The following is a 21,438-nucleotide window of genomic DNA, read 5'->3' on the forward strand; positions in this document are numbered from 1 at the left end:
CCGGGGCCGCCGAAGGAGCCGGCACCCGGGCCGCCGAAGGAACCACCGCCGGGACCCCCGAAGGGGTCACCACTCGAGCCGCCGAAGCGGTCGCCGGACGGCGGGGCGAACGGGTCGGCCGGCCGCTCCGGATCGGCGTGCGGCTTGACACCGTTCATCGCCCGACTGGTCGGCGGCGCGTCGGCGAAGGCGGGCAGCCCCGGTGGGAAGGACGGTGCCGGGGCCGGCGAGGCAGGAGCGTTCGCCGCCGAGAAGGCGTCCGGGGTGTCCCGGTCGCCGAAGCGTGGATCGGGGCCCTGGTCGAACCGGGGCGAGTGATCGTCCCGCTCCTGGGCCGGCTCCGCCGGTTGTTCGGGTTGGGTGGCTCGGCCGTACACCCGGGGCTGCGGCGGGGGCGTGCCCGCCGGCAGGGCCGCGTGGTCGGCGGGAGGCGCCACCCGGCTGGCCAGTGGTACCGAGGCGCTTGCCGAGACGCCGCCAGCGTTCGCCGGCGGGGTCGCCCGGCCGGCGGACTCCGGGGAGGTGCGTGGTGACGGGATGGCGGGCGACTGCGGCTCGTCGTGCCGTGGCTCGGGTTGCCCCCAGCTCATGCCGCCGGCCGGCTGGTCGGTGCCCAGGGGTAGGCCCTGGCCGGCCTGGTCCGCCGGGAACGCGGCCGGCGGGACGTAGTCAGCGGGGGGCGTGGCCGCCAGGCTGGCGCCCGGCACCCGCTGCTCCTGAGGCGGCAGCGGCACCATGTTGGCCGGCGAGATACCGGGGCTCGGCGCGGGCTGGTAGATCGGGCCGCCGTCGGCGCGCCCCGCCTCGGACTGGGTGCCCGGCCGAGCCGCTTCGGGCTCCGCCGAGCCAGCGTTGCCCCACGCCTCGCCGGGTGCCCACGGCTCCATGTCGAGCGACGGCCGTTCGGCTGCGGTACGGGACGGCAGCGGTTCCTGCGACGGGCTCCAGGACGGCGGTGGTGCGGGGTCGCCGGGTCGTGCCGATCCGGTGGCGGGCTCGGCGGGCGTCCACGCTGCCGTCGGCGGGTTCTGCGCCGACGGCGACCACTGTGGACCTGCATCGGTCCCGTTGCCACTACCGGACCAGCCGACCGGATCGGCCGGCTGTGGGGTGGCCCAGTCGGGTTGCGCCAGTCGGTCGCCGGCCTGCCAACTCTCGGCCGGCTGCTGGTCGCCGGCCGGCCAGCCCTCGGCCGGCTGCTGGTCACCAGCCCATCCACCGGCTGCTGGCTCCGGCTGCTGGCCGGTGGCCCATCCGGGCTGCCCCGGCTGGTCGGTCTGCCACCCGCCGGATCGGGCCGCCTCGTCGGGGGCAGGCCGGTGCTGCGGCGCGGCATTCGGTTGCGGCACCTGCGCCGTGGCCCGGGCCGCCGACTCCGAGTGGACCGGTGCGGGCTGGTCGGTCTGTGCCCAGTCGGGCTTGGCCGGCTCGGAGATGTTTGCGGCTGCCGCCCAGCTCGGCGTCTGCTGCTCGGCCTGCGATGCGGAGGACCATTCCGGCTGTTGGCCGCCGGCCCATGCCGCGGGTTGGCCGGACGATGACTGGCCGGCCCAGCCCGGTCCGGCCTGGTTCGGCGTCCATTCTGTCGGCTGGGCCGCATCCAAGGTGGTGGGATCGGTCCGAGCCGGGTTGCTCTGATCGGACGCCCAAGATGGTTGGTCCGATGCGGATGATGTGGCCGGTGGCCAACGCTGACCGGTCTGCTCACCCTGGGGCGTCCAGGACGGTTGGCTGCCGCCGGTCGTCTCCCAGGCGGCGGGGGCCGGTGACTCCGCCTGGCGGGTCACCTGGGCGCTGCCCCACGGGGCGCCCTGCTGGCTGGTCCAGGCGGGCGTGGCTGCATCGGATTGAGCGGGCGGTGCGGGGGCCCAGCCGAGGTCGGGGGCGCTCGCGCCATACCCGCTGTCCTGCTGAGCCGGTCCGCCGCCGCCCGGCGGCACCTCGTCCGGCTCTTGGCCGGGGCGGTGCGGGCCCTCGGACGTCATGCGTGCGCCTCCTCCATCACATGTTGGCCGCTGTCGCCGATGGTCTCGGTAGGGCAAGCCGGCAGGTGCCGGCTCCCCGCACCGTATCCCGGTGGCCGCCGGTGGGCCTCCGGGGAGCATTGATCGTCACTGTCCGTTGCCGGATGGTGTCGAGATGCTTCTATCGCCTCGACCTGTCCCCGACTGCGGACGACGACCGAGCCCCACCGTACCGGGCGCTGCGGCGGGGCGGTATCCCGGTGTCAGCCGCCCGGTACGAACGCCGACGACCCGCCCGGTGGCCCGGGCGGGTCGTCGGTCTGGAGGAGGCGAACAAGGTCGGATGGCGTCAGTGCATGTGACGCTGGGCGATGGCGAGGATCTCGTCACGGACCGAGGGCGAACTGGCGGAGCGCAGGGCCCGCTCGATGGCGCGGGCGCGGCGGTTGGCCTCGCGGCGGTTCCGGATTCGCTCGATCATGCTCATGGTGGTCTCTCCTCCTGGCTATTCGGTTGTCGACCTGCCGATGTCTCCATTGAACCGCAAACCCATGCCGGTATCCAGCGATTGTAAGGTGAGTTTGGACACCTGCCTAAGAATCTTAAGCCTGAGCCAGCGTTAAGGCCTATTTTTTCAGTCAATGGCAACGGCCGGCGTGCCGGGGGTCAACCCCTTGGCACACCGGCCGTCGTCGTGCTGCGTCAGGTCCAGGCGAGCAGCGCCGCCTCCGGGTCGGTGAGGAAGTCGCCCACGTCGCGCAGGAACTTCGAGCCCAGCTCACCGTCGATGATCCGGTGGTCGAAGGAGAGCCCGAGCGTGGTGACCAGGCGCGGCTTGACTTTGCCCTTGTGGACCCAGGGCTGCTCGCGAACCGCCCCGAAGGCCAGGATCGCCGACTCACCCGGTGGCAGGATCGGCGTGCCGGTGTCCACCCCGAACACACCGACATTGGTGATGGTCAGGGTGCCGCCGGACATGTCGGCCGGCGAGGTCTTCCCGGCCTTGGCCGTCTGCACCAGGTCGGTCAGTGCGTCGGCCAACTCGCGCAGGGTGAGCCGGCCGGCGTCCTTGATGTTCGGCACGATCAGGCCCCGCTCGGTGGCCGCCGCGATGCCCAGGTTGACGTACTCCTTGACGACGATCTCGTCGCCGGCCCAGGTCGAGTTGACCATCGGATGCCGCTTGACCGCCAGCAGCACCGCCTTGGCCACCAGCAGCAGCGGCGAGACCCGTACGTCGCGCCACTCCCGCCGGCCGCGCAGCCGGTCCAGGGCCTTCATCGCCCGCGTCACGTCCACGGTCAGGAACTCGGTGACGTGCGGTGCGGTGAACGCCGAGCGGGACATGTTCTCGGCGGTGAGCTTGCGTACCCCCTTCACCGGGATGCGCTGCTCGCGGTCGGCGCCGAAGCTCGCCGCCGACGGGCCGGGCGGGGCGACCGCCAGCGGCTCGGCTGTCGCCGTTGCCGCCGCCCGCTGCACGTCCTCCCGGGTGATCGAACCCAGCGGCCCGGACCCGGTCAACGTGCGCAGGTCGACGCCGAGATCCTTGGCGAGCTTGCGCACCGGCGGCTTGGCCAGCACCGGCCCACCGCCCCGGGAGGTGCCGTTCACCGCCGGGGCGGGCGACACCGCAACGGTCGGCACCGTGGCCGGCGCGGCCTGGACCGGCACCGGCACAAGCGGAGCAGAGGTGGCCTGAGCCGGGGCGGCTCCCTTGCGAGGCCGGCGCTTGGCTGTGGTGGTCCGGGGGCCGTAGCCGACCAGGACCGCCGTGCGACCGCCCGGGGCGGGGCCGCCGATCATGCCCGGCTCGACCGCCCCCTCGGCCGGCGCGACCTCGACGGCGGCCAGCGAGGCGGCCGAGGGAGTGGGCAGGTCCGCAGTCGACGACGACTCGACCGGCCCGGCCCCGGGATCGGTGTCGATCGCGATGATCGGGGTGCCGACCGCGACCGTGGTGCCTTCCGGGTGGTAGATGGCCTGGACCTGGCCGGCCCACTTCGCCGGGATCTCCACGGCCGCCTTGGCGGTCTCCACCTCGACGATCGGCTGGTTCAGCTCGATCGTGTCGCCCACCTTGACCAGCCAGGCGAGGATCTCGCCCTCGGTCAGCCCTTCGCCCAGGTCGGGCAGGTTGAACTCCTTGATCCGGGACATGCTGCTCACCAGCCGAAAGTGCGGTCGACGGCGTCGAGCACCCGGTCGAGGTCGGGGAGGTACTCCTCCTCCATCCGCGCGGCCGGGTAGGGGGTGTCGAAACCGGTCACCCGCAGCACCGGCGACTCCAGCGAGTAGAAGCACTCCTCGGTGATCCGGGCCGCGATCTCCGCGCCCAGGCCGACGTTGGACGGTGCCTCGTGCACCACCACCGCGCGTCCGGTGCGCCGCACCGACTCGTACACCACGCCCAGGTCCAGCGGGGAGAGCGTACGCAGGTCGATGACCTCCAGGTCGCGGCCGTCCTCGGCGGCGGCGGCCGCGGCGTCCAGGCAGGTGCGGACCATCGGACCGTACGCCAGCAGGGTGGCGTCGGTGCCGGCCCGCGCGACCCGGGCCGCATGCAGCGGGTACGCCTCGGCCAGCGGGGCGTCCAGGTCCACCTGCCCCTTCTCCCAGTAGCGCCGCTTCGGCTCCAGGAACACGATCGGGTCGTCCGAGACGATGGCCTGCTGAATCATCACGTACGCGTCCTGCGGGCTGGCGCAGGAGACCACCTTGAGTCCGGCGGTGTGTGCGAAGTACGCCTCGGGCGACTCCGAGTGGTGCTCCACCGCACCGATGCCGCCGCCGAACGGGATCCGGATGACCATCGGGATGTTCAGCTTGCCGCGCGAGCGGTAGTGCATCTTCGCCACCTGCGACACGATCTGGTCGTACGCCGGGTAGACGAAGCCGTCGAACTGGATCTCGCAGACCGGCCGGTAGCCGCGGATGGCCAGGCCGACGGCAGTGCCGATGATGCCGGACTCGGCGAGCGGGGTGTCGATGACCCGCTGGTCGCCGAAGTCCTTCTGGAGGCCGTCGGTGATCCGGAAGACGCCGCCGAGCTTGCCGACGTCCTCACCCATGATCACGACCTTCGGGTCGTTCTCCAGGGCCTTACGCAGACCGATGTTGAGGGCCTTGCCGAGGGTGAGCGTCTCCGTGGCCATCAGTGCACGCTCCCCTCGAACGACTCCAGGTACCGGCTGAACTGCGCGCGCTGCTCGTCCAGCAGCGGCGACCCGTTCGGGTAGACGTGGTCGAACAGGGTGACCGGCTCCGGGTCCGGCATCGCCAGCACCCGTTCGCGCAGGTCGATGGCCTCTCGGCGGGCCTGCTCGTCGATGTCGGTGAAGAAGCCCTCGTCGGCGATCTTCTCCCGCTCCAGGAACGCCTTCATCCGGGCGATCGGGTCCTTGGCCTGCCACGCCTCGACCTCGCTGGCGATCCGGTAGCGGGTCGGATCGTCGGAGGTGGTGTGTGCTCCCATCCGATAGGTGTACGCCTCGATCAGGCTCGGGCCCTGCCCGTGCCGGGCGTTGTCCAGCGCGTGCCGGGTGACCGCGTACGTGGCCAGCACGTCGTTGCCGTCCACCCGGGTGCCCGGGAAGCCGAAACCGGCGGCCCGCCGGTAGAGCGGGATGCGGGTCTGCCGCTCCAGCGGTTCGGAAATGGCGTACTGGTTGTTCTGGCAGAAGAAGACCAGCGGGGCGTTGAACACCCCGGCCCAGACGAAGGACTCGTTGACGTCGCCCTGGCTGCTGGCGCCGTCGCCGAAGTAGGCGATCACCGCCTCGCCGTCATCGGTGCCGGTCCTGCCGTCCATCGTGACGCCCATCGCGTAACCGGTCGCGTGCAGGGTCTGCGCGCCGATCACGATCGTGTACATGTTGAACTTGAACTCGTTCGGGTCCCAGCCGCCCTGGTCAACGCCGCGGAACAGGCCCAGCGGCATGATCGGGTCGATGCCGCGGCAGTAGAGCACGCCGTGTTCGCGATAGGTGGGGAAGGCCATGTCCTGCGTACGCAGCGCCCGGCCCGAGCCGACCTGGGCCGCCTCCTGGCCGAGCAGGCTCGCCCAGATGCCCAGCTCACCCTGCCGTTGCAGGGCCGTCGCCTCGGCGTCCAACTTCCGTACGAGCACCAGGTCGCGGTAGAGGCCGCGGTACTCCTCGTCGGTGAAGTCGACGCGGTACTCGGTGCCGTCCGGGCCGGTCACGCTGTCGATCCGCTCACCCGCCGGGGTGAGCAATTGCACCAGTTCCGGGTCGCCGGTCACGGCCTTCCTGGATCGGGGTGCGGCTCGCCGGCCGCGGGTGCTGGCCCCGGGGTCGCCCTTTGCCATCCGTCTCTCCCTGTCGTGTCTGCGTCGGCACCGGGGGGTCACCCGGCCGCGCGACTCGTACGCCGGCCCCGGCTGGTGCCGGGATCGGTTCCTGGCGGCCGCGCCTAGCCCCGGTGGGGGTTGCCGCGCGGCGTGAGCCGGATTCATGGCCGAACCCGGTTCGGGAGCGCCGGCGCCCAGTCGTGTCTGCCGCGTGGGTGCGCGGAGATCGCGGCTGCGCTGCCGTCGTGACCTCCATAGTCCCATCAGGGGTGAGTCCTCCCACAGCCCGCCCGGCCCACATCCCGGCGGCGATCCGCTTCGTTACCTGAAATGCCGGAGTGTCCAAAGGAACGCCATGCGAACGAGCGGCCGTCTTTTGTCACCATTCGGCCAGATATGCGTGTCGACACGCGGCGTGGGGTTGGCCTACCCAGAGTGACTGACCCAGGCTGTTCGCGCGGGCTGGCGATCCATCTACGTCGGTCCGCCGGGCCCGCATCCGACGGCCTGGCCAGGGACGACGACGAGGAGCGAAGGTGTCCGAACCAGGTGAGGGCCCCGGGGCGGCGGGCCTCGGCCGGCACCGGGCACCCGGCAGCTACCGCCGAGTGGTGGGGGTGCACCGAGCCGCCCGTACCACCGGCCCCACCCGTGGTTATCTGCTCACCGTGGCGCTGCTCGCCGGTACCGCCTCGATGCCGGTCCTCGCCGCGATCAGCACCGGTTCCGCGACGGTCGGCAGCACCGCGTTGCCGGACAGCAGGACGCCGTTCATCCCGACGCCCTCGATCGGCCCGGTGGTCATCCCGCCGCCGCCCAGCGGCGCTCCGCCGGCCACCGGGGCGGCGTGGCCGTCCGCCAGACCGGCGGACTCGCCCGTCGATCCGGCCGGGCAGGAGGCGCCCGTACCCTCCGTCACGTCGGTCGAGCCCCCGGTACGCCGTCCGGAGCCGCCCACGATCACCCCGGTGCCCCGGCCCGTTCCCACGCCGGCCCCGTCACCGGCACCGCACCCGAGCCCGCCATCACCCACCGGTTCACCGTCGCCCACGCCTGAGCCGAGCGCCTCGGTGGCGCCCACCGCCTCCGTCGAGCCGAGTGCCTCGCTGGAGCCGAGTGCCTCGGCGATGCCCACCGCCTCCGTCGAGCCGAGTGCGTCGGCGGAGCCGGGTCCGTCGGCGGAACCGAGTGCGCCGGGGGAACCTTGTGCGTCGGCCGATCCGAGCGGTCAGACGCCCGCGTCCTCCCCGGTCGCGCTCTTCGGTTGAGCGGGCAGGACCGTCAGCCGTCGTCGGTGAGGCGGTGGCGGTTGGCATCGATCCAGGCGTCGAGGGCGGCCGGATCGTCCGGATCGACGCCGTCGGCCATCAACTGGGCGACGGCGGCGGTCGCCGGGCTACGTCGCTCGCCGGTTGCGTAGAGCCGGGCGAACTCCGGCACCATCTCCTCGATCGCGGCGTCGGTCGCGGCCGCCGCCGCTGCGGACAACCCGCGTCGGCGAGCGGCGTACCCGGCCCAGGCGCGTAGCACCCGGGGCAGCATCGCCGCGTCGTCCATGTCCAGCACGGCGCGACGGTGTACCCAGTCGAGCAGGAAGAGCCCGGCCACCGTCGGGCTCCACCGCAGCGGGTCGGCGTCCGGGAAGGTCGCCGCGTGGTCGAGCAGCAGACCCAGACAGAAGTGCAGCGAGGCCAGCTCCGCGTCATCGACGGTGGTGGCCAGCCCGGCCCGGGCCGCCTCGGGTGAGGCCAGGAAACGCCGGATCTCCTCGCCCCGTTCGGTCTCCGGCAGCGGATCATCGGCCGGCGGAGCTGGTGCCGCCGCGACGGGCAGAATCGCCAACCGGGCCCCGACCAGCGCGCGGTCCGTGGCCAGTGAACTCGCCCCGGGCAACTGCCCCAACTGGTCGGTGACCGCCAGGTGCCGGCTCACCTCGCCCCGCACCCGGATCGGATCCTCCTCCCGGAACCAGGTCAGCTCGTCGGCGGCGCACAGTGTCCGGACCTGATCCAGAATCAGGTCGGCCGGCCCGCCGACGAAGACGTCCTTCGTGATGCCGATGTTGTGGTCGATCAGCGCCACCAGTGCGTGCTCCGGCCCGCCGGTGTCGTCGTCGTAGGCGAAGGTGGCCAGGTAGGAGGTCTGGTCGCCGTAGACGTCGCCGTACGCCCAACTGCCGGTGAGGTGCACCCGGCCGAGCTGACCGGACCAGGCTGGTGCGCTGGCGCCGGGGCGTACCCGGTCCGCGCCGGTCGCTTCCGGCACCAGGGCCGCGAAGACCGCGCGAACGGTGGTCGCCGCGGCGGCCCGCCGGCGCGAGGTGGCCGCGAGGAAATCAGCGACGAATTCGCGCACCGCCGCCTCCCGGTCCGTCTCGGCGATCTCGTACACGCTGCCGAGCAGCGCCGCGCCGAGCATTTCCGCGTCGAGGGCCGAGTCGAGCTTGGTCACGTCGCGCGCGGCGTGCAGGACCGCCTCGTAGGGGGTTTGTGGCGTGGCCATGACCCCGACCCTACGCCGCTCACCGCCCATCCACTCGGTGAGCGGGCCGAGCCCGCTCGTGGGCAGCGGACCTCACCGGTGACGGGCGACCTCCAGGACGGTTCGCGCGTCGGCGTGCGCGGCGATCACCGCGCGCACCGGGGCGAGGACGTACTCGTCACCGACGGCGGCCACCGCCGCAGTCAACCGTGCCTGTGCCCGTTGCCGGGCACGCCGCGCGGCCCACCGGACGACGGGGCGGGTCAGCGCGGCCAGCAGCAGCCCCGCCACCAGCCCGCCGAGCAGCAGCAGGGTCGGCGCCGGCACCTCGCCGACCATTGGGTGCTGCAGCTCGGGCAGGCCGAGGATCCGCAGCGCGTAGCCGAGGAGCAGCCAGCCCAACCCGACCAGGGCGGCGAGCGTCACCAGCCACTGCGCCCCGCCGACCAGCCGCCACCAGGGCCGGGGTCGGTCCATGCCCAGGTCGGCACCGGCGACCGCGCGGTCCAGGGCATCCGGCAGGTCGCCGAGACGGGACCGGGTGGCCCTGGTCACCGCGTTCGGCCAAGCGCTCGGCAGGCCGGACCCGGCCCGTTCGGCCACGGCACGCAGGGCCAATACCAGCGCGGACTTGTCGGCGGCACTGGGCTCGGGCACCGAGGTCGCGGCGACCAGGCTCTCCGCCGGGTCGCCCGGCGGACCGGAGATGTGCAGGCGGCGTAGCGGATCGGGACGTAGCCGTCGCCAGAACCGGACCAACGGCCAGCCGGTGGCCGACGCGGCCCGGTGCCGGTAGGCGTCCTCGACCGCGGCCGCAACCGCTGGCACCCCCGCCGCCGCGCTCAGCGCCCGGTCCAGCGTGTTGACGGCGGGATCGTCCGGGGCGAGCGCCGTCCCCGGTGCTCCGACCATCTCGTCCAGCGCGGCGACCACGGCGTCCACGTCCCCGGAGAGCCGGCGCAGCGCGGCCTGCCGCTCGGCGACCGTACGCTCCAGCGCCTCCCGCAGGCCGTCCGGACCGTTCGGGTCCGCGACGGTGGTGGCCAGCAGCGGAACTCCCTCCAGCCCGTCGGCGTCGAGCAGCCGACGCAGGTCGGCGAGCACCCGGGGTAGGTCGGCCGGCGCCAGCCGATCGGCCTGGTTGAGCACGACCAGGGTGACGTCGCGGTGCCGGTGGAACTCCCGGAGGTAGCTGCGGTGCACCACCCGGTCGGCGTACTTCTGCGGATCGACGACCCAGACCACGAGGTCCACCAGGCCGAGCAGCCGGTCCACCTCGATCCGGTGCGAGTGCTGCACCGAGTCGAAGTCCGGCAGGTCGAGCAGGATCAGCCCGTGCAGTGTGGACTCGTCGTCGCCGTCCAGCACGCTTTCCCGCACGAACCGGTGCCGGGGCAGCACGCCGAGCCAGTCGAGCAGCCGGCTGCCGCCGTCGAGCGGTCCCCAGACGCAGGCGTGGGCGACGCCGGTGGTGGGTCGGCGCACCCCGACGGGTGACAGTTCCATTCGGGCCATCGCGTTGAACAGGCTCGACTTGCCGCTGCCGGTCGCGCCGGCCAGTGCCACGACGGTGTGATCACGGGACAGCGCCAGCCGGGCCCCGGCCCGCTCCAACACGGTGCGCGCCGGCACCAGCGGAGTGTCCGGCAGGAGCCCGTCGACGATGCCGAGGAACCGCTGCACCGCCTCAAGCCGGGCGACCAGCTGATCGGCGTCCACCCGCCCGTCGGCCCGCAACGCCTCGCGTAGGCGTCCGCCCAGGCCGCTCACCGCGACTCCCTGCCCGGCGCCTGAGCGACAGAGCGCGGGCGCGGAGCCGATCTGGTCTGGTCGTTCACGGGTGCCGCCCCTCATCGGCCGGCGCGCTCAGTCGCGGCGCCGCGCCGGCAAATCCGCTTTGCAGCCGGGCCGCCTCCACCCGTTCGGCTGCCCGGCGCAGCTCTGCCGCGGTCCGGGCGGCCGGTCGCGACTGTTCGGTCCGGGTCAGGTAGCGGGCGGCCTCGGCGTCCAGCAGGAACCGTATCCGCTTCAGCAGGTCATCGCGGGCCTTGCCGGCCAGCGTCCGGACGGCCTGATCGCCGAAGATCGCCTGAAGCACCGCCTGCCCGGCGACGGTGGTGCCCGCGCCGGTGGCAACCTCCAACCCGGTCGGGATGAACGCGGTCGAGGCGAAGACCGCGATCATCACGACCAGCCCGGTGGCGTTGACCGCGTACGCCGCCGTCCGGGCCACGAAGCGCCGGTCGCCACCTTCGGCGCGAACCAGTTCCAGCACGCCACGCTGCCAGTCACGGATCAACCGCTCGACCCGTTCGGGCAGCTCGGGAGAGTGGTGGGCCAGGCTCGGGTCGAGCAGTGCGGCCCCGGCGGGGTGCGCCTTCCACCCGGTGTACGCGTGCTCGGCCGCCTCGGCCGCCACGCCGAGCAGCAGGGTCGACAGCTGGGACTCGATCGCGTCGCGTAGCTGCGCCGTCGGTGCCGGCCGTCGGCTGAACGCGGCCATCATCCGGTCGCGCAGCCGGCCTACCCGCGCCTCCAGGCTGCGGAAGAACTCGCTGGTGCCGATGAACTCCTGCCAACGGGCGAGCACCTCGCCGCGGAGCATCCGGCCGTCACGCAGCCCCTGTTCGACCGTCCGGTTCGCGGCCCGGTACGCGGCGCGTACCCGGTCGTCCAATGCGTCGGCGGCGGCCACCTGCTCGTCGGCGGCCTCGGCGAGGCTCTGCACCGCCGGTTGCAGCGCGGCCAGGGCGCCGCCCAGGGTCTGCCGCACCACCGCCGAGCGGGCGTCCGCGTCGGCGGCGAGCCGGGCGAACCAGTCCGCCAGCGGGGCGGTGACCCGGTCGGGCAGCAGGCCCTGCCCGTCGACCCAGGTCTCCGGCAGGACGAATAGCGGCGCCGAGCCAAGATCCTGCTCGGCGAGCATCTCGGCGAGGTGGGCGGCGACCTCGTCGGTGGCCTCCGCCGGCACCCGGTCGAGCACCAGGGCGATCACCGCGCCGCGGGCCCGCGCGCCGTGCAGCAACTCCCAGGGGACGGCGTCGGCGTAGCGGGCGGCGGTGGTGACGAAGAGCCAGAGGTCGGCGGCGGCGAGCAGTTGACCGGCCAGCGCCCGGTTGGCGTCGACCACCGAGTCGATGTCGGGGGCGTCCAGAAACGCCAGCCCGGGGGGAAGCGCCGGGGCGGTGACCAGCTGCAGGGTGCCGGGGTCCGCGCTGGGGTGGTTGGTGCGGGTCAGACCGGGCAGCAGCTCTCCCCGGCGGAACCAGGGCGAGTCGGCCGGATTACAGACCAGTACCGGGGACCGGGTGGTGGGTCGCAGCACTCCGACGGCGCTGACCCGAGCCTGTACCAGACTGTTGACCAGGGTCGACTTGCCGGCGCCGGTGGAACCGCCCACCACCACGAGCAGCGGCGCGTCGAGGCGGGCGAGTCGGGGCAGCAGGTAGTCGTCGAGCTGGTCGGCGAGGGCGGTGCCGATCCGCTCGGCAGGTTCGGCCGAGGGCAGGGCCAGCGGAAACCGGGCTGCCCCGATCGCGGCGCGCAGGCCGGTCAGGGCGTCGGGCAGGCGGTCGTCCCCGGTTGCGGGCCGGTCCTTCCCGGCGTTGAAGCCGGTGCGAGCTGCGACGGCGGGCGCGCCGGAGAGAGAGGCGGGATCGCCGTTCGTCGTCACCGCTAAAGCGTGCCCGACCGACACAAGTTAAGACAACCAGTCCGCGGCGAGCACCGAGTTGCGCCGATCCGACTCAACTTGACTTGACGATTGCGACGGGCGTGGCACTATTGAGTCAAGTTCACTCAACTTGAGGTGGGGTCGCTGCGGGCGGCGCCCGCCGGACAGCGGCGACGGGTGGGCCCGTCCCCTGATCAACGTCACGAAGCGAGGAAGCGAAGATGGCACGTGCGGTCGGTATCGACCTCGGCACGACGAACTCCTGCGTCAGCGTCCTGGAAGGCGGTGAGCCCACCGTCATCGCCAACGCTGAGGGCTCGCGGACGACCCCGTCGATCGTCGCGTTCGCCCGCAACGGCGAGGTGCTCGTCGGCGAGGTTGCCAAGCGCCAGGCGGTGACGAACCCGGATCGGACCATTCGCTCGGTCAAGCGGGAGGTCGGCACCAACTGGTCCGTCGACATCGACGGCAAGAAGTACACCTCGCAGGAGATCTCGGCCCGGACGCTGATGAAGCTCAAGCGCGACGCCGAGGCGTACCTGGGCGAGCAGATCACCGACGCGGTGATCACCGTCCCGGCCTACTTCAACGACGGCCAGCGCCAGGCCACCAAGGAGGCCGGTGAGATCGCCGGCTTCAACGTGCTGCGGATCGTGAACGAGCCGACCGCGGCCGCCCTGGCGTACGGGCTGGACAAGGGCTCCAAGGAGCAGACCGTGCTGGTCTTCGACCTCGGTGGTGGCACCTTCGACGTGTCGCTGCTCGAGCTGGCCGAAGGCGTCGTCGAGGTCAAGTCGACCAGCGGTGACAACCAGCTCGGTGGTGACGACTGGGACCAGCGCATCATCGACCACCTGGTCAAGACCTTCCGCGGCGAGCACGGCATCGACCTCTCGCAGGACAAGATGGCGGGGCAGCGGCTCAAGGAGGCGGCCGAGAAGGCGAAGATCGAGCTGTCCGCCGCGACCACCACCAACATCAACCTGCCGTACATCACCGCCGGCGCCGCCGGCCCGCTGCACCTCGACGTGTCGCTCAGCCGCGCCGAGTTCCAGCGGATGACGCAGGACCTGCTGGACCGCTGCAAGGTCCCGTTCGAGCAGGCCGTGAAGGACGCCGGGATCAAGGTCTCCGACGTCGAGCACGTCATCCTGGTCGGTGGCTCGACCCGGATGCCGGCCGTGACCGACCTGGTCAAGCAGCTCACCGGCAAGGAGCCCAACAAGGGCGTCAACCCGGACGAGGTCGTCGCCGTCGGCGCCGCCCTCCAGGCCGGTGTGCTCAAGGGCGAGGTCAAGGACGTCCTGCTGCTCGACGTGACGCCGCTGAGCCTGGGCATCGAGACCAAGGGCGGCATCTTCACCAAGCTGATCGAGCGCAACACCACCATCCCGACCAAGCGGTCCGAGGTGTTCACCACCGCCGACGACAACCAGCCGTCGGTGCTCATCCAGGTCTTCCAGGGCGAGCGCGAGATCGCCGCGTACAACAAGAAGCTCGGCACCTTCGAGCTGACCGGTCTTCCGCCGGCGCCGCGCGGCGTGCCGCAGATCGAGGTCACCTTCGACATCGACGCCAACGGCATCGTCAACGTCCACGCCAAGGACCTGGGCACCGGCAAGGAACAGAAGATGACCATCACCGGTGGCTCCTCGCTGCCGAAGGACGACATCGAGCGGATGCGCCGGGACGCCGAGGAGCACGCGGAGGAGGACAAGCGCCGCCGCGACGAGGCGGAGAGCCGCAACGTGGCCGAGGCTCTGCAGTGGCAGACCGAGAAGTTCCTCGCTGAGAACGGGGACAAGCTCCCCGCCGACAACCGCGAGAAGCTCAACGACGCCCTCGGCGAGCTGCGCGGCGCGCTCGGTGGCAGCGACATCGATAAGATCAAGTCGGCGCACGAGCGGCTGGCGCAGGTGTCGCAGGAGGCGGGCTCGCTGCTCTACGCCCAGCAGGCCGAGCAGGCCCAGGCGGGCGGTGCGGCCGGTGCGGGCGCGGCCGGCGGTGCCCAGGCCAGCGGTGCCCAGGCCGGCGGTGCCCAGGCCGGCGGTGCCGACGACGTGGTCGACGCGGAGATCGTGGACGAGGACAAGAAGTGACGGTCCTGGCGGACTCGAACTCACAGGCAAGGGATGAGGTAATCGAATGACGGAGAAGCCCCGAGCCGCTGACCCGGGTGCCACCGGGTCGGCGCCGGGTGGCTCGGCGTCCGAGCCGGCCCCCGGCGAGGCGCCGCGGGTTGTCATCCGCAACAATCGCAAGATCAACCAGACCCGCGAGCCGGACGGTGCGGCTGCCGACGCCGGCTCGAACGCCCCGGCGGAAGGGCTGGTCGAGGAGGCCGAGGTCGTGGTCGACGCGATCGAGATGGAGACCACGGCGCTCAGCGACTCGGCGACGGACGGCCCGCCGGTGGTGGACTCTCCCGCAGAGCCGGCGGAAGATCGGCCGGCCGGGGAATCGGCGGAGGCCGGCGGTGGCGGGCTCGCCGCCGAGCTGGAGGCGCTCCGCGCCGAGCTGGAGGAGCGTACGCGCGACGTGCAACGCGTGTCGGCCGAGTACGCCAACTACCGCAAGCGGGTCGAGCGCGACCGTGGCCTGGTCACCGAGCAGGCGATCGGTTCAGTGCTCGCCGCACTGCTGCCGATCCTGGACGACCTGGACCGCGCCCGGGACCACGGCGACCTGGTCGGCCCGTTCGGCTCGGTGGCCGAGCAGTTGATCAGCACGCTGGGCAAGTTCGGGCTGGCCCCCTTCGGTGAGCAGGGCGATCCGTTCGACCCGACGCGGCACGAGGCGGTGACCCACCAGACCTCGGCCGACGTCACCGAGCCGACCTGCGTGCAGGTGATGCGCCGGGGCTACCAGATCGGTGAGCGACTGCTGCGGCCCGCGCTGGTCGCGGTCGCCGATCCGGAATAGTGCACGACGGTGACCGGGCCGTCCCTGCCGCCGAGCGTCGGCGGCAGGGACGGCCCCGGCCCGGAGGCGGGGAGGAGGTGGACGGTTGAGTTCCAAGGACTGGATCGAAAAGGACTACTACGCGGTCCTGGGCGTGGCGAAGACCGCCCCCGCTGACGAGATCAAGAAGGCGTACCGGAAGCTGGCCCGCGAGTCGCACCCGGACCACAACCCCGGTGATCCCAGGGCCGAGGAGCGCTTCAAAGCGGTCTCCGAGGCGTACGCGGTGCTCGGCGACGACGCCAAGCGCCGCGAGTACGACGAGATGCGTTCGCTGTTCGGCTCGGGCGCGTTCCGGCGTGGCGCCCGCCAGGCGGGCCAGCCCGGCGGTATGCCGTTCGACGTGTCGGACCTGTTCGGCGCTGGCTCGTCCGGCGGGGGCCGGTTCGCCGGCGGTAACATCTCGGACCTGTTCAGCTCGATCTTCTCGGGCGGTGCGGGAGGTGGGGGCGCACCCGGTCCGGCGCGCGGTCGCGACATCGAGACCGAGGTGGCGCTCGACTTCGACGATGCCGTCCGGGGGGTCACCCTGCCGCTGACGCTGCGGGCCCCCGGAGTCTGCGACACCTGTCACGGCAGCGGCGCCAAGCCGGGCACCCAGCCGCGGAACTGCCCGGTCTGTCACGGTGCCGGGGTGACCACCCGCAACCAGGGGGCGTTCAGCTTCTCCGAGCCCTGCCGCAACTGCCAGGGCGTCGGCACCGTTGTCGACGAGAAGTGCCCGGAATGCCAGGGCACCGGCGGTGTCACCAAGACCCGTACGCTCAACGTCCGTTTCCCGGCCGGGGTGGCCGACGGACAGCGGATCCGACTGGCTGGCCGGGGCGAGCCGGGCGAGCGCGGCGGCCCGGCGGGCGACCTGTTCGTGCACGTAAAGGTCCGGCCGGACGAGCTGTTCGGGCGCACCGGCGACGACCTCACCCTGGCCGTCCCGATCACGTTCGCGGAGGCGGTGCTCGGCACAGACCTGCGGGTGCCGACCCTCGACGGCGCGGTCACTCTGCGGGTGCCCCCGGGTACGCCGAGCGGACGGATCCTGCGGGCCCGGGGCAAGGGTGTGGTCCGTCGGGACGGTCAGGCCGGTGACCTGCTCGTCACGCTCGACGTGGTGGTGCCGGCACGGTTGTCCGCCGAGGCCCGGGCGGCCCTGGAGACCTTCGCCGCACAGACCCCGCCGGCCGGGCGGGAACATCTCGACGCGCGGGTGCGTCGGTTCGATTGACTCGGTGAAGCGGTACGGAGGTGAGCGGCATGGCGGACGGTTTCGTCGGTTCGGATGACCCTGCCTACGAGGCCAAGGTGCTGATGATCTCGGTCGCGGCACGGATGGCGGGAATGCATCCGCAGACGCTGCGCCAGTACGACCGGCTCGGCCTGGTGCAGGCGGGTCGGGCGGCTGGCGGTGGGCGGCGGTACAGCGTTCGGGACGTGGTGCTGCTGCGCGAGGTGCAGCGGCTCAGCCAGGACGACGGGGTCAACCTCGCCGGGATCAAGCGGATCATCGGCCTGGAGCGGCTGTTGGAGCAGGCCCAGCAGCGGGTCGCCGAGCTGGAGGCCGAACTGGAGGCGGCGTACCGCCGGATGGCCGAACTCGAGTCGCTGGCCCGCTTCCCCGGCCGCGACCTGGTGCCGATCAACCAGACCTGCACCGCCCTGGTGGTCTGGCGTCCCCGCAGCCCGGGTCGCTGACCTGCGCTTTTCGCCGATTCCGGTCTGATGTGGCCCCACCGTGCCCGGCTCCGGGCGGTCAGGCTTGATCCCTCCGCCGGGACCTGTTGCAGGAGGCGGCAGCCGACCTGATCCGCCTCGGCCCGGAGCCGCCGGACCCACTGGCGATGCACCTGCGTTTTATCGGCTGGGTCCGCAAGCCGATTCGGTGACGGCCTTCGATCGGATGTGCTCTGCGGCCTGATCTGATGGCATTTCGGAAAATCCGAGCGGTGAACGGGTTGTCTTCGTTAGCCTTCAGGAGTCAGTTGCAAACTATCTCAAACCGGACTCCGATCTGGCGGAAAGCATGACGGAAGCGGCGAAGAAGGTGGCCGAAGACGCGGAGCACCGGCTCGACAACCTGGCTGAGGATGTCCGGCAGCGATTCGACCGGATCATCAAGGAGCGCTTCTCCGATCAGGTCAAGGCCGGCAGGTTCAGCGGCCAGGCCGGCAGGCTCCGCGGTCGTGTTGCCAGCGAGGTCAACAGCGGTGGCCAAGGCAGCCGTGTTGCCAGCGAGGGCGTTCAGGGTGGCCGGGGTGGTCACGGGGCGGGACAGTCGCGTACCGATCAGCATCGCCGGGAGCGGGGCGGATCGCGCTGACGATCGATCCGCCGATGACGTGCGGGCCGGGAGCCACGGGGGGTCCCGGCCCGTTCGCCGTCAACGACGGAATCCTCGCGCGTGATCCACGCAGTTTCGGCGAAGTTGCTGCCTCAAGGGCGCGCTGACACCGCAACTTCGCCGAAGTTGCGTCGATTAGTCGAACCGGCCGGCCGGGATCGGGGCTAAAGCCGGCGATTCTCGCGGACCAGGCCGCCCTCGCACCACTCGCGGTAGACGAACAGCTCCGGCCGGGTCAGCAACACCCGGCTGTTGTGCGCCCAGGTGCGCATCATCTCGTCACCGTTGCGTTCGGCCTGATCCACCAGTTTGCGGAAGCGCCGCTTCGGGTGGGCGCGGAAATTCGTCCGGATTCCGTCGGCGGCGTAGATGTAGAGGCAGTGCAGCGCGAACCGGCGGGCCGGACAGCTCGGATCCATCGCCAGGTCGAACAGCGTCGTGATCAACCGGTCGCCGGAGACCAGCAGGTCCCAGTCCGGTGGCATGGACGCCAGCGAGACCGAATCCGGGTGGTACGCCCACGCGCGCAACTCCGCCGGGCTTGGATCGACGGGGTTGGCGAAGCCGTGGAACGCTGAATCCTGCACGCTCACCGGCCAACCTTCCGCTCTGCTCGCCGGGGGGAGTGCCCGCTCTCCGCGAACCCTGGCGGCGACACCGTAGCGCGGTACCGGTGAGTATGGGTAGCCCCTACAGGAAGCAATTCCGCATCCGCCGGTGGCGGCCGGGTCACCCGGACGGCCGACCGAGCGGAGTCAGGCTGGCCGGGCGGAGTCAGGCTGGCCCGGTGGCCGATGCCGTCCTGGTCTGCTGGAGCGCCGCGCGCGCCCGCAGCCACCGTTTGAACCAGGCGAGGTCCGGCAGCCGGGCGAGCATCGGTCCGGCCACCACTGTGATCAGCACGTACGCCGCCGCGAGCGCGGCCAGCTCCGGGGTGACGCTGCCGGCGCTCACCGCGAGCCCGGCGATGACGATGGAGAACTCACCTCGGGGTACCAGGGCCAGGCCGGCCCGCCAGCGACCCGGTTCGGCGATGCCCACCCGCCGTGCCGCGAGGTACCCGGTCAGCGTCTTGGTCGCCATGGTGACCGCCGCCAGCAGCAGCGCCGGCAGCAGCACCGGCGGGATGTGTCGCGGGTCGGTGGCCAGCCCGAAGAAGACGAAGAAGACAGCGGCGAACAAATCGCGCACCGGGGTCAGCAGTTCGGTGGCGTGGTGAGCCACCGGCCCGGAGAGCGCGATTCCGACCAGGAACGCGCCCACCGCAGCCGATACCTGGAGCTTCGCCGCGACCCCGGCCACGAGCAGGGTAAGGCCGAGCACCCCGAGCAGCAGCGATTCGGAGTTGTCGACGGACATGGCCCTCGAGATGAGCTTCCCGTAGCGGATGGCGACCACCAGCACGGTGACCACGGTCAGCACAGCGACTCCGAGGGCGACACCGCCCCGCACGAACCCGACCCCGGCCAGCAGCGCGGTCGCCAGCGGCAGGTAGAACGCCATCGCCAGGTCCTCGACCACCAACACCGAGAGGATCACCGGCGTCTCCCGGTTGCCGAGCCGGCCCAGGTCGGCCAGGATCTTGGCGATCACCCCGGAAGAGGAGACCCAGGTGATCCCGGCGAGTACCACCGCGCCGACCCAGTTCCAGCCGAGCAGCAGGGCGAACGCCGCGCCCGGCAGCGCGTTGAGCACTGCGTCGATCGACCCGGCCGGGGCGGCCGACCGCAGGTTGCCGACCAGCTCGACGGCTGAGTATTCGAGACCGAGCATCAGCAGCAGCAGGATCACGCCGATTTCCGCACCGACGGCGAAGAACTCTTCGCTGGCGTGCAGTTCCAGGATGCCGCCGTGGCCGAGCGCGAGCCCCGCGAGCAGGTACAGCGGGATCGGTGACAGGCCGATCCGGCGAGCGAGTCGGCCGAGCAGTCCGAGCAGGAACAGCAGCGCGCCGACCTGGATGAGCAGGGTCGTGAAGTCGTGCACCACGGTCAGCCAGCTGGGCCGTCGTCGGCGAAGATCGCGCTCGCCCCGTCCAGACCCTGCCGGTTGCCGACCACCACCACCACGTCGCCGGCCTTGAAGCGGAAGGCCGGTGCCGGCGAGACGATCACCTCACCGGCACGCAGGACGGCCACGATCGAGGCACCCGTACGGCTGCGTATCTGCGCGTCACCCATTGGTCGGTCCACGTAGGTCGACGAGGCGGGGATGGCGATCTGCTCGGTGAGCAGCCCGGCGGCCTGCTCGCGCAGCCCGGAGAGTTGCTCGAGGATCAGCGACGCGCCGAGGATGTCGGCCAGCACGGTCGCCTCCTCGTCGGTGAGCGGGATGTCCGCAGTGCAGGCGTCCGGGTCGTCCGGGTCGTAGAGCACCAGGTTGCGTTGACCGGTGCGGTGGGAGACGACCCCCAACCGGCGGCCGGATTCCGTCATCATGTCGTGACGTACGCCGATCCCCGGCAGGGCCGTCTGTTCCACGCGTACTCGCACGGCCTCAGGCTACTTACACGACGGAGGCGCAATGTTTTCCCGCCGGGCTCGTTGGGTGGTCGCACTTTTTCTGGTGGCTGCCGTTTCGGGCTGTTCGATCGGGGACATCCGCCGGACCCCGCCCGCAAAGCCGACGGACAGCGCCGAGGCGCCCGAACCGTCCAACGTGCCGACCACCGATCCCGTCGCGGAGGTCCGCCGTCATCGGCTCGCCGTCCCGCAGCGGTACGAACGGCCGCACGTGGAGTTCGTCGACGCCAAGCTGGGGTACGCCCTCTTCGCCGCCTGCGACGGCGAGCCGTCCGGCCCGGACTGCCGCGCGTTGCTCTGGTCGACCCGGGACGGCGGTCGGTCCTGGCAGCGGTTGCGGCATCCAAAGCCGGTGGCCGACGAACAGCAGATGTACACCGCGCCGGGCGTACTGGCCCTGCTGGCGAAGCCGCATGGCTGGTGGACGTCCACCGACGGTGGCCGGACCTTCCGGCACAGCCCGGGCGAGGCCGAGCCCTCGCAGTGGCGGGCCGCTCAGGGGCGATTCCAGCTCGTCGACGGCACGGGAAAGGTTGGCCGGTGGACCGGCACCGAACTGCGCCCGCTGCCCGCCCAACCGGGGCTGCCTGCGCTGAACACGGTGCTCCAGGCGAACGGGCGTACCGTCTCGTCGGACGGTACGAACTTCGGCGGGCCGATGGTGGCGGCCGGGGCGGACGAGGACGGCCGGCCGTACGCCGCGATCTCCTGGAGCGAGGGGCGGAGTTGGCAGCAGACGCCGGTGCCGGAGCCCGACGGCGCGGTGGGTGTGCTTCGGGTCGTGTCCGCTGGCGGTGAATTGTGGCTGGTCGGCGAGCGGCCCGATCGGATCAGCTTCCCGGCGCTGTGGCGGCTTGCCGGCCAATCTTGGCAGCGGGTGCGCGCCGAGGGGCAGCCGGAGTCGGGACAGACCGTTCCGTTGGGTGCCGGAGTGGTGGCGGTGGTCAGTACGCGCGGCGCGGGAGCGCTGGTCGGCGGCCTGTACGTCGATCTGCCCTGGCCGGTGACCGCCGAGCACTACCTGCAGCTGTTGCCGGACGGCACCCTGTTGGCCAGTGGGCCGGAGAGCATTCTGCTCGGCACCGGCCGCTTCGGCGACCGCACCTGGGCGGCGGTGGTCATCGAGACGGATTGACGCGACGAGTGGTGTAGGTCACAGCGCTAGGGTTGAGTGGAATAGACTCAAGTCT

General features: G+C 71.9%; 17 protein-coding genes and 1 pseudogene. 5 read left to right on the plus strand and 13 right to left on the minus strand.

The genetic code is table 11. The features are described 5' to 3' along the window. The 9 genes and pseudogenes from Vqi01_RS15275 to Vqi01_RS15315 form a co-directional block, all read right to left on the minus strand. Positions 1–1,985, minus strand: a pseudogene (locus Vqi01_RS15275) (hypothetical protein); the annotation flags it as partial. 328 nt (positions 1,986–2,313) lie between these two features. Beyond that, positions 2,314–2,451, minus strand: a complete 138-nt coding sequence (locus Vqi01_RS15280; RefSeq protein ID WP_204035460.1) for a hypothetical protein — start codon at positions 2,449–2,451, stop codon at positions 2,314–2,316. A 215-nt stretch (positions 2,452–2,666) separates the two neighbouring features. Further along, positions 2,667–4,124 (minus strand): dihydrolipoamide acetyltransferase family protein, encoded by a 1,458-nt coding sequence (locus Vqi01_RS15285; protein WP_204035541.1) that lies wholly within the window; start codon positions 4,122–4,124, stop codon positions 2,667–2,669. Between the two features lie 5 nt (positions 4,125–4,129). Further along, positions 4,130–5,119 carry an alpha-ketoacid dehydrogenase subunit beta gene (locus Vqi01_RS15290; protein WP_204035461.1) on the minus strand — a complete coding sequence of 330 codons (990 nt, stop codon included), beginning with the start codon at positions 5,117–5,119 and terminating at the stop codon, positions 4,130–4,132. Further along, positions 5,119–6,294: a pyruvate dehydrogenase (acetyl-transferring) E1 component subunit alpha gene (gene pdhA, locus Vqi01_RS15295; protein ID WP_204035462.1), complete on the minus strand. Its 1,176-nt coding sequence runs from the start codon at positions 6,292–6,294 to the stop codon at positions 5,119–5,121. Before pdhA ends, Vqi01_RS15290 begins: the two co-directional genes overlap by 1 nt. Before the next feature lie 637 nt (positions 6,295–6,931). Then, positions 6,932–7,411, minus strand: coding sequence for a hypothetical protein (locus Vqi01_RS15300; protein ID WP_204035463.1), 480 nt, complete (start codon positions 7,409–7,411; stop codon positions 6,932–6,934). Between the two features lie 146 nt (positions 7,412–7,557). Beyond that, entirely contained in the window at positions 7,558–8,778 is a 1,221-nt protein-coding gene (locus Vqi01_RS15305) for a hypothetical protein (protein WP_204035464.1), read from the minus strand. Between the two features lie 72 nt (positions 8,779–8,850). Then, positions 8,851–10,527 (minus strand): GTPase, encoded by a 1,677-nt coding sequence (locus Vqi01_RS15310; protein WP_239098419.1) that lies wholly within the window; start codon positions 10,525–10,527, stop codon positions 8,851–8,853. 64 nt (positions 10,528–10,591) lie between these two features. Continuing rightward, positions 10,592–12,430 carry an ABC transporter gene (locus tag Vqi01_RS15315; RefSeq protein ID WP_204035466.1) on the minus strand — a complete coding sequence of 613 codons (1,839 nt, stop codon included), beginning with the start codon at positions 12,428–12,430 and terminating at the stop codon, positions 10,592–10,594. A 221-nt stretch (positions 12,431–12,651) separates the two neighbouring features. Between Vqi01_RS15315 and dnaK the strand changes: the two genes are divergently transcribed. The 4 genes from dnaK (at position 12,652) to Vqi01_RS15335 (ending at position 17,080) form a co-directional block, all read left to right on the plus strand. After that, on the plus strand, positions 12,652–14,529 hold the full coding sequence (dnaK, locus tag Vqi01_RS15320; RefSeq protein WP_204035467.1) for a molecular chaperone DnaK: 1,878 nt from the start codon (positions 12,652–12,654) through the stop codon (positions 14,527–14,529). A gap of 46 nt (positions 14,530–14,575) precedes the next feature. Beyond that, positions 14,576–15,352 carry a nucleotide exchange factor GrpE gene (grpE, locus tag Vqi01_RS15325; RefSeq protein ID WP_204035468.1) on the plus strand — a complete coding sequence of 259 codons (777 nt, stop codon included), beginning with the start codon at positions 14,576–14,578 and terminating at the stop codon, positions 15,350–15,352. A gap of 85 nt (positions 15,353–15,437) precedes the next feature. Beyond that, positions 15,438–16,613: a molecular chaperone DnaJ gene (gene dnaJ / locus Vqi01_RS15330; protein ID WP_204035469.1), complete on the plus strand. Its 1,176-nt coding sequence runs from the start codon at positions 15,438–15,440 to the stop codon at positions 16,611–16,613. Between the two features lie 29 nt (positions 16,614–16,642). Next, on the plus strand, positions 16,643–17,080 hold the full coding sequence (locus tag Vqi01_RS15335) for a heat shock protein transcriptional repressor HspR (RefSeq protein ID WP_204035470.1): 438 nt from the start codon (positions 16,643–16,645) through the stop codon (positions 17,078–17,080). Positions 17,081–17,363: 283 nt separating this feature from the next. Here the strand turns inward: Vqi01_RS15335 and Vqi01_RS15340 are convergent, their stop codons facing one another. The 4 genes from Vqi01_RS15340 to Vqi01_RS15355 form a co-directional block, all read right to left on the minus strand. Then, positions 17,364–17,678, minus strand: coding sequence for a hypothetical protein (locus tag Vqi01_RS15340; protein ID WP_204035471.1), 315 nt, complete (start codon positions 17,676–17,678; stop codon positions 17,364–17,366). Between the two features lie 212 nt (positions 17,679–17,890). Continuing rightward, a complete protein-coding gene (locus Vqi01_RS15345) occupies positions 17,891–18,319 on the minus strand; it encodes a hypothetical protein (RefSeq protein WP_204035472.1) in 429 nt (142 codons plus the stop codon). A 181-nt stretch (positions 18,320–18,500) separates the two neighbouring features. Beyond that, the gene (locus Vqi01_RS15350; RefSeq protein ID WP_204035542.1) at positions 18,501–19,712 is read right to left on the minus strand and encodes a cation:proton antiporter; all 1,212 of its coding nucleotides are present in this window, start codon (positions 19,710–19,712) and stop codon (positions 18,501–18,503) included. A 5-nt stretch (positions 19,713–19,717) separates the two neighbouring features. After that, positions 19,718–20,218, minus strand: coding sequence for a cation:proton antiporter regulatory subunit (locus Vqi01_RS15355; RefSeq protein ID WP_204035473.1), 501 nt, complete (start codon positions 20,216–20,218; stop codon positions 19,718–19,720). Positions 20,219–20,291: 73 nt separating this feature from the next. On the opposite strand from Vqi01_RS15355, the gene Vqi01_RS15360 reads away from it, so the two are divergent. Beyond that, positions 20,292–21,383, plus strand: coding sequence for a hypothetical protein (locus tag Vqi01_RS15360; RefSeq protein WP_204035474.1), 1,092 nt, complete (start codon positions 20,292–20,294; stop codon positions 21,381–21,383). Positions 21,384–21,438: the final 55 nt, after the last annotated feature.

The sequence above is a fragment of the Micromonospora qiuiae genome (genome assembly GCF_016863555.1).
Classification (GTDB): domain Bacteria; phylum Actinomycetota; class Actinomycetes; order Mycobacteriales; family Micromonosporaceae; genus Micromonospora; species Micromonospora qiuiae.

What these genes read in the sequence shown, in the direction of transcription:
- Vqi01_RS15340 (WP_204035471.1), bottom strand. Translation starts at nt 17,678, where the DNA reads ATGCTGATCGGTACGCGACTGTCCCGCCCCGTGACCACCCCGGCCACC.
- Vqi01_RS15335 (WP_204035470.1), top strand. Translation starts at nt 16,643, where the DNA reads ATGGCGGACGGTTTCGTCGGTTCGGATGACCCTGCCTACGAGGCCAAG.
- Vqi01_RS15280 (WP_204035460.1), bottom strand. Translation starts at nt 2,451, where the DNA reads ATGAGCATGATCGAGCGAATCCGGAACCGCCGCGAGGCCAACCGCCGC.
- pdhA (WP_204035462.1), bottom strand. Translation starts at nt 6,294, where the DNA reads ATGGCAAAGGGCGACCCCGGGGCCAGCACCCGCGGCCGGCGAGCCGCA.
- grpE (WP_204035468.1), top strand. Translation starts at nt 14,576, where the DNA reads ATGACGGAGAAGCCCCGAGCCGCTGACCCGGGTGCCACCGGGTCGGCG.
- Vqi01_RS15305 (WP_204035464.1), bottom strand. Translation starts at nt 8,778, where the DNA reads ATGGCCACGCCACAAACCCCCTACGAGGCGGTCCTGCACGCCGCGCGC.
- dnaK (WP_204035467.1), top strand. Translation starts at nt 12,652, where the DNA reads ATGGCACGTGCGGTCGGTATCGACCTCGGCACGACGAACTCCTGCGTC.
- Vqi01_RS15285 (WP_204035541.1), bottom strand. Translation starts at nt 4,124, where the DNA reads ATGTCCCGGATCAAGGAGTTCAACCTGCCCGACCTGGGCGAAGGGCTG.
- Vqi01_RS15290 (WP_204035461.1), bottom strand. Translation starts at nt 5,119, where the DNA reads ATGGCCACGGAGACGCTCACCCTCGGCAAGGCCCTCAACATCGGTCTG.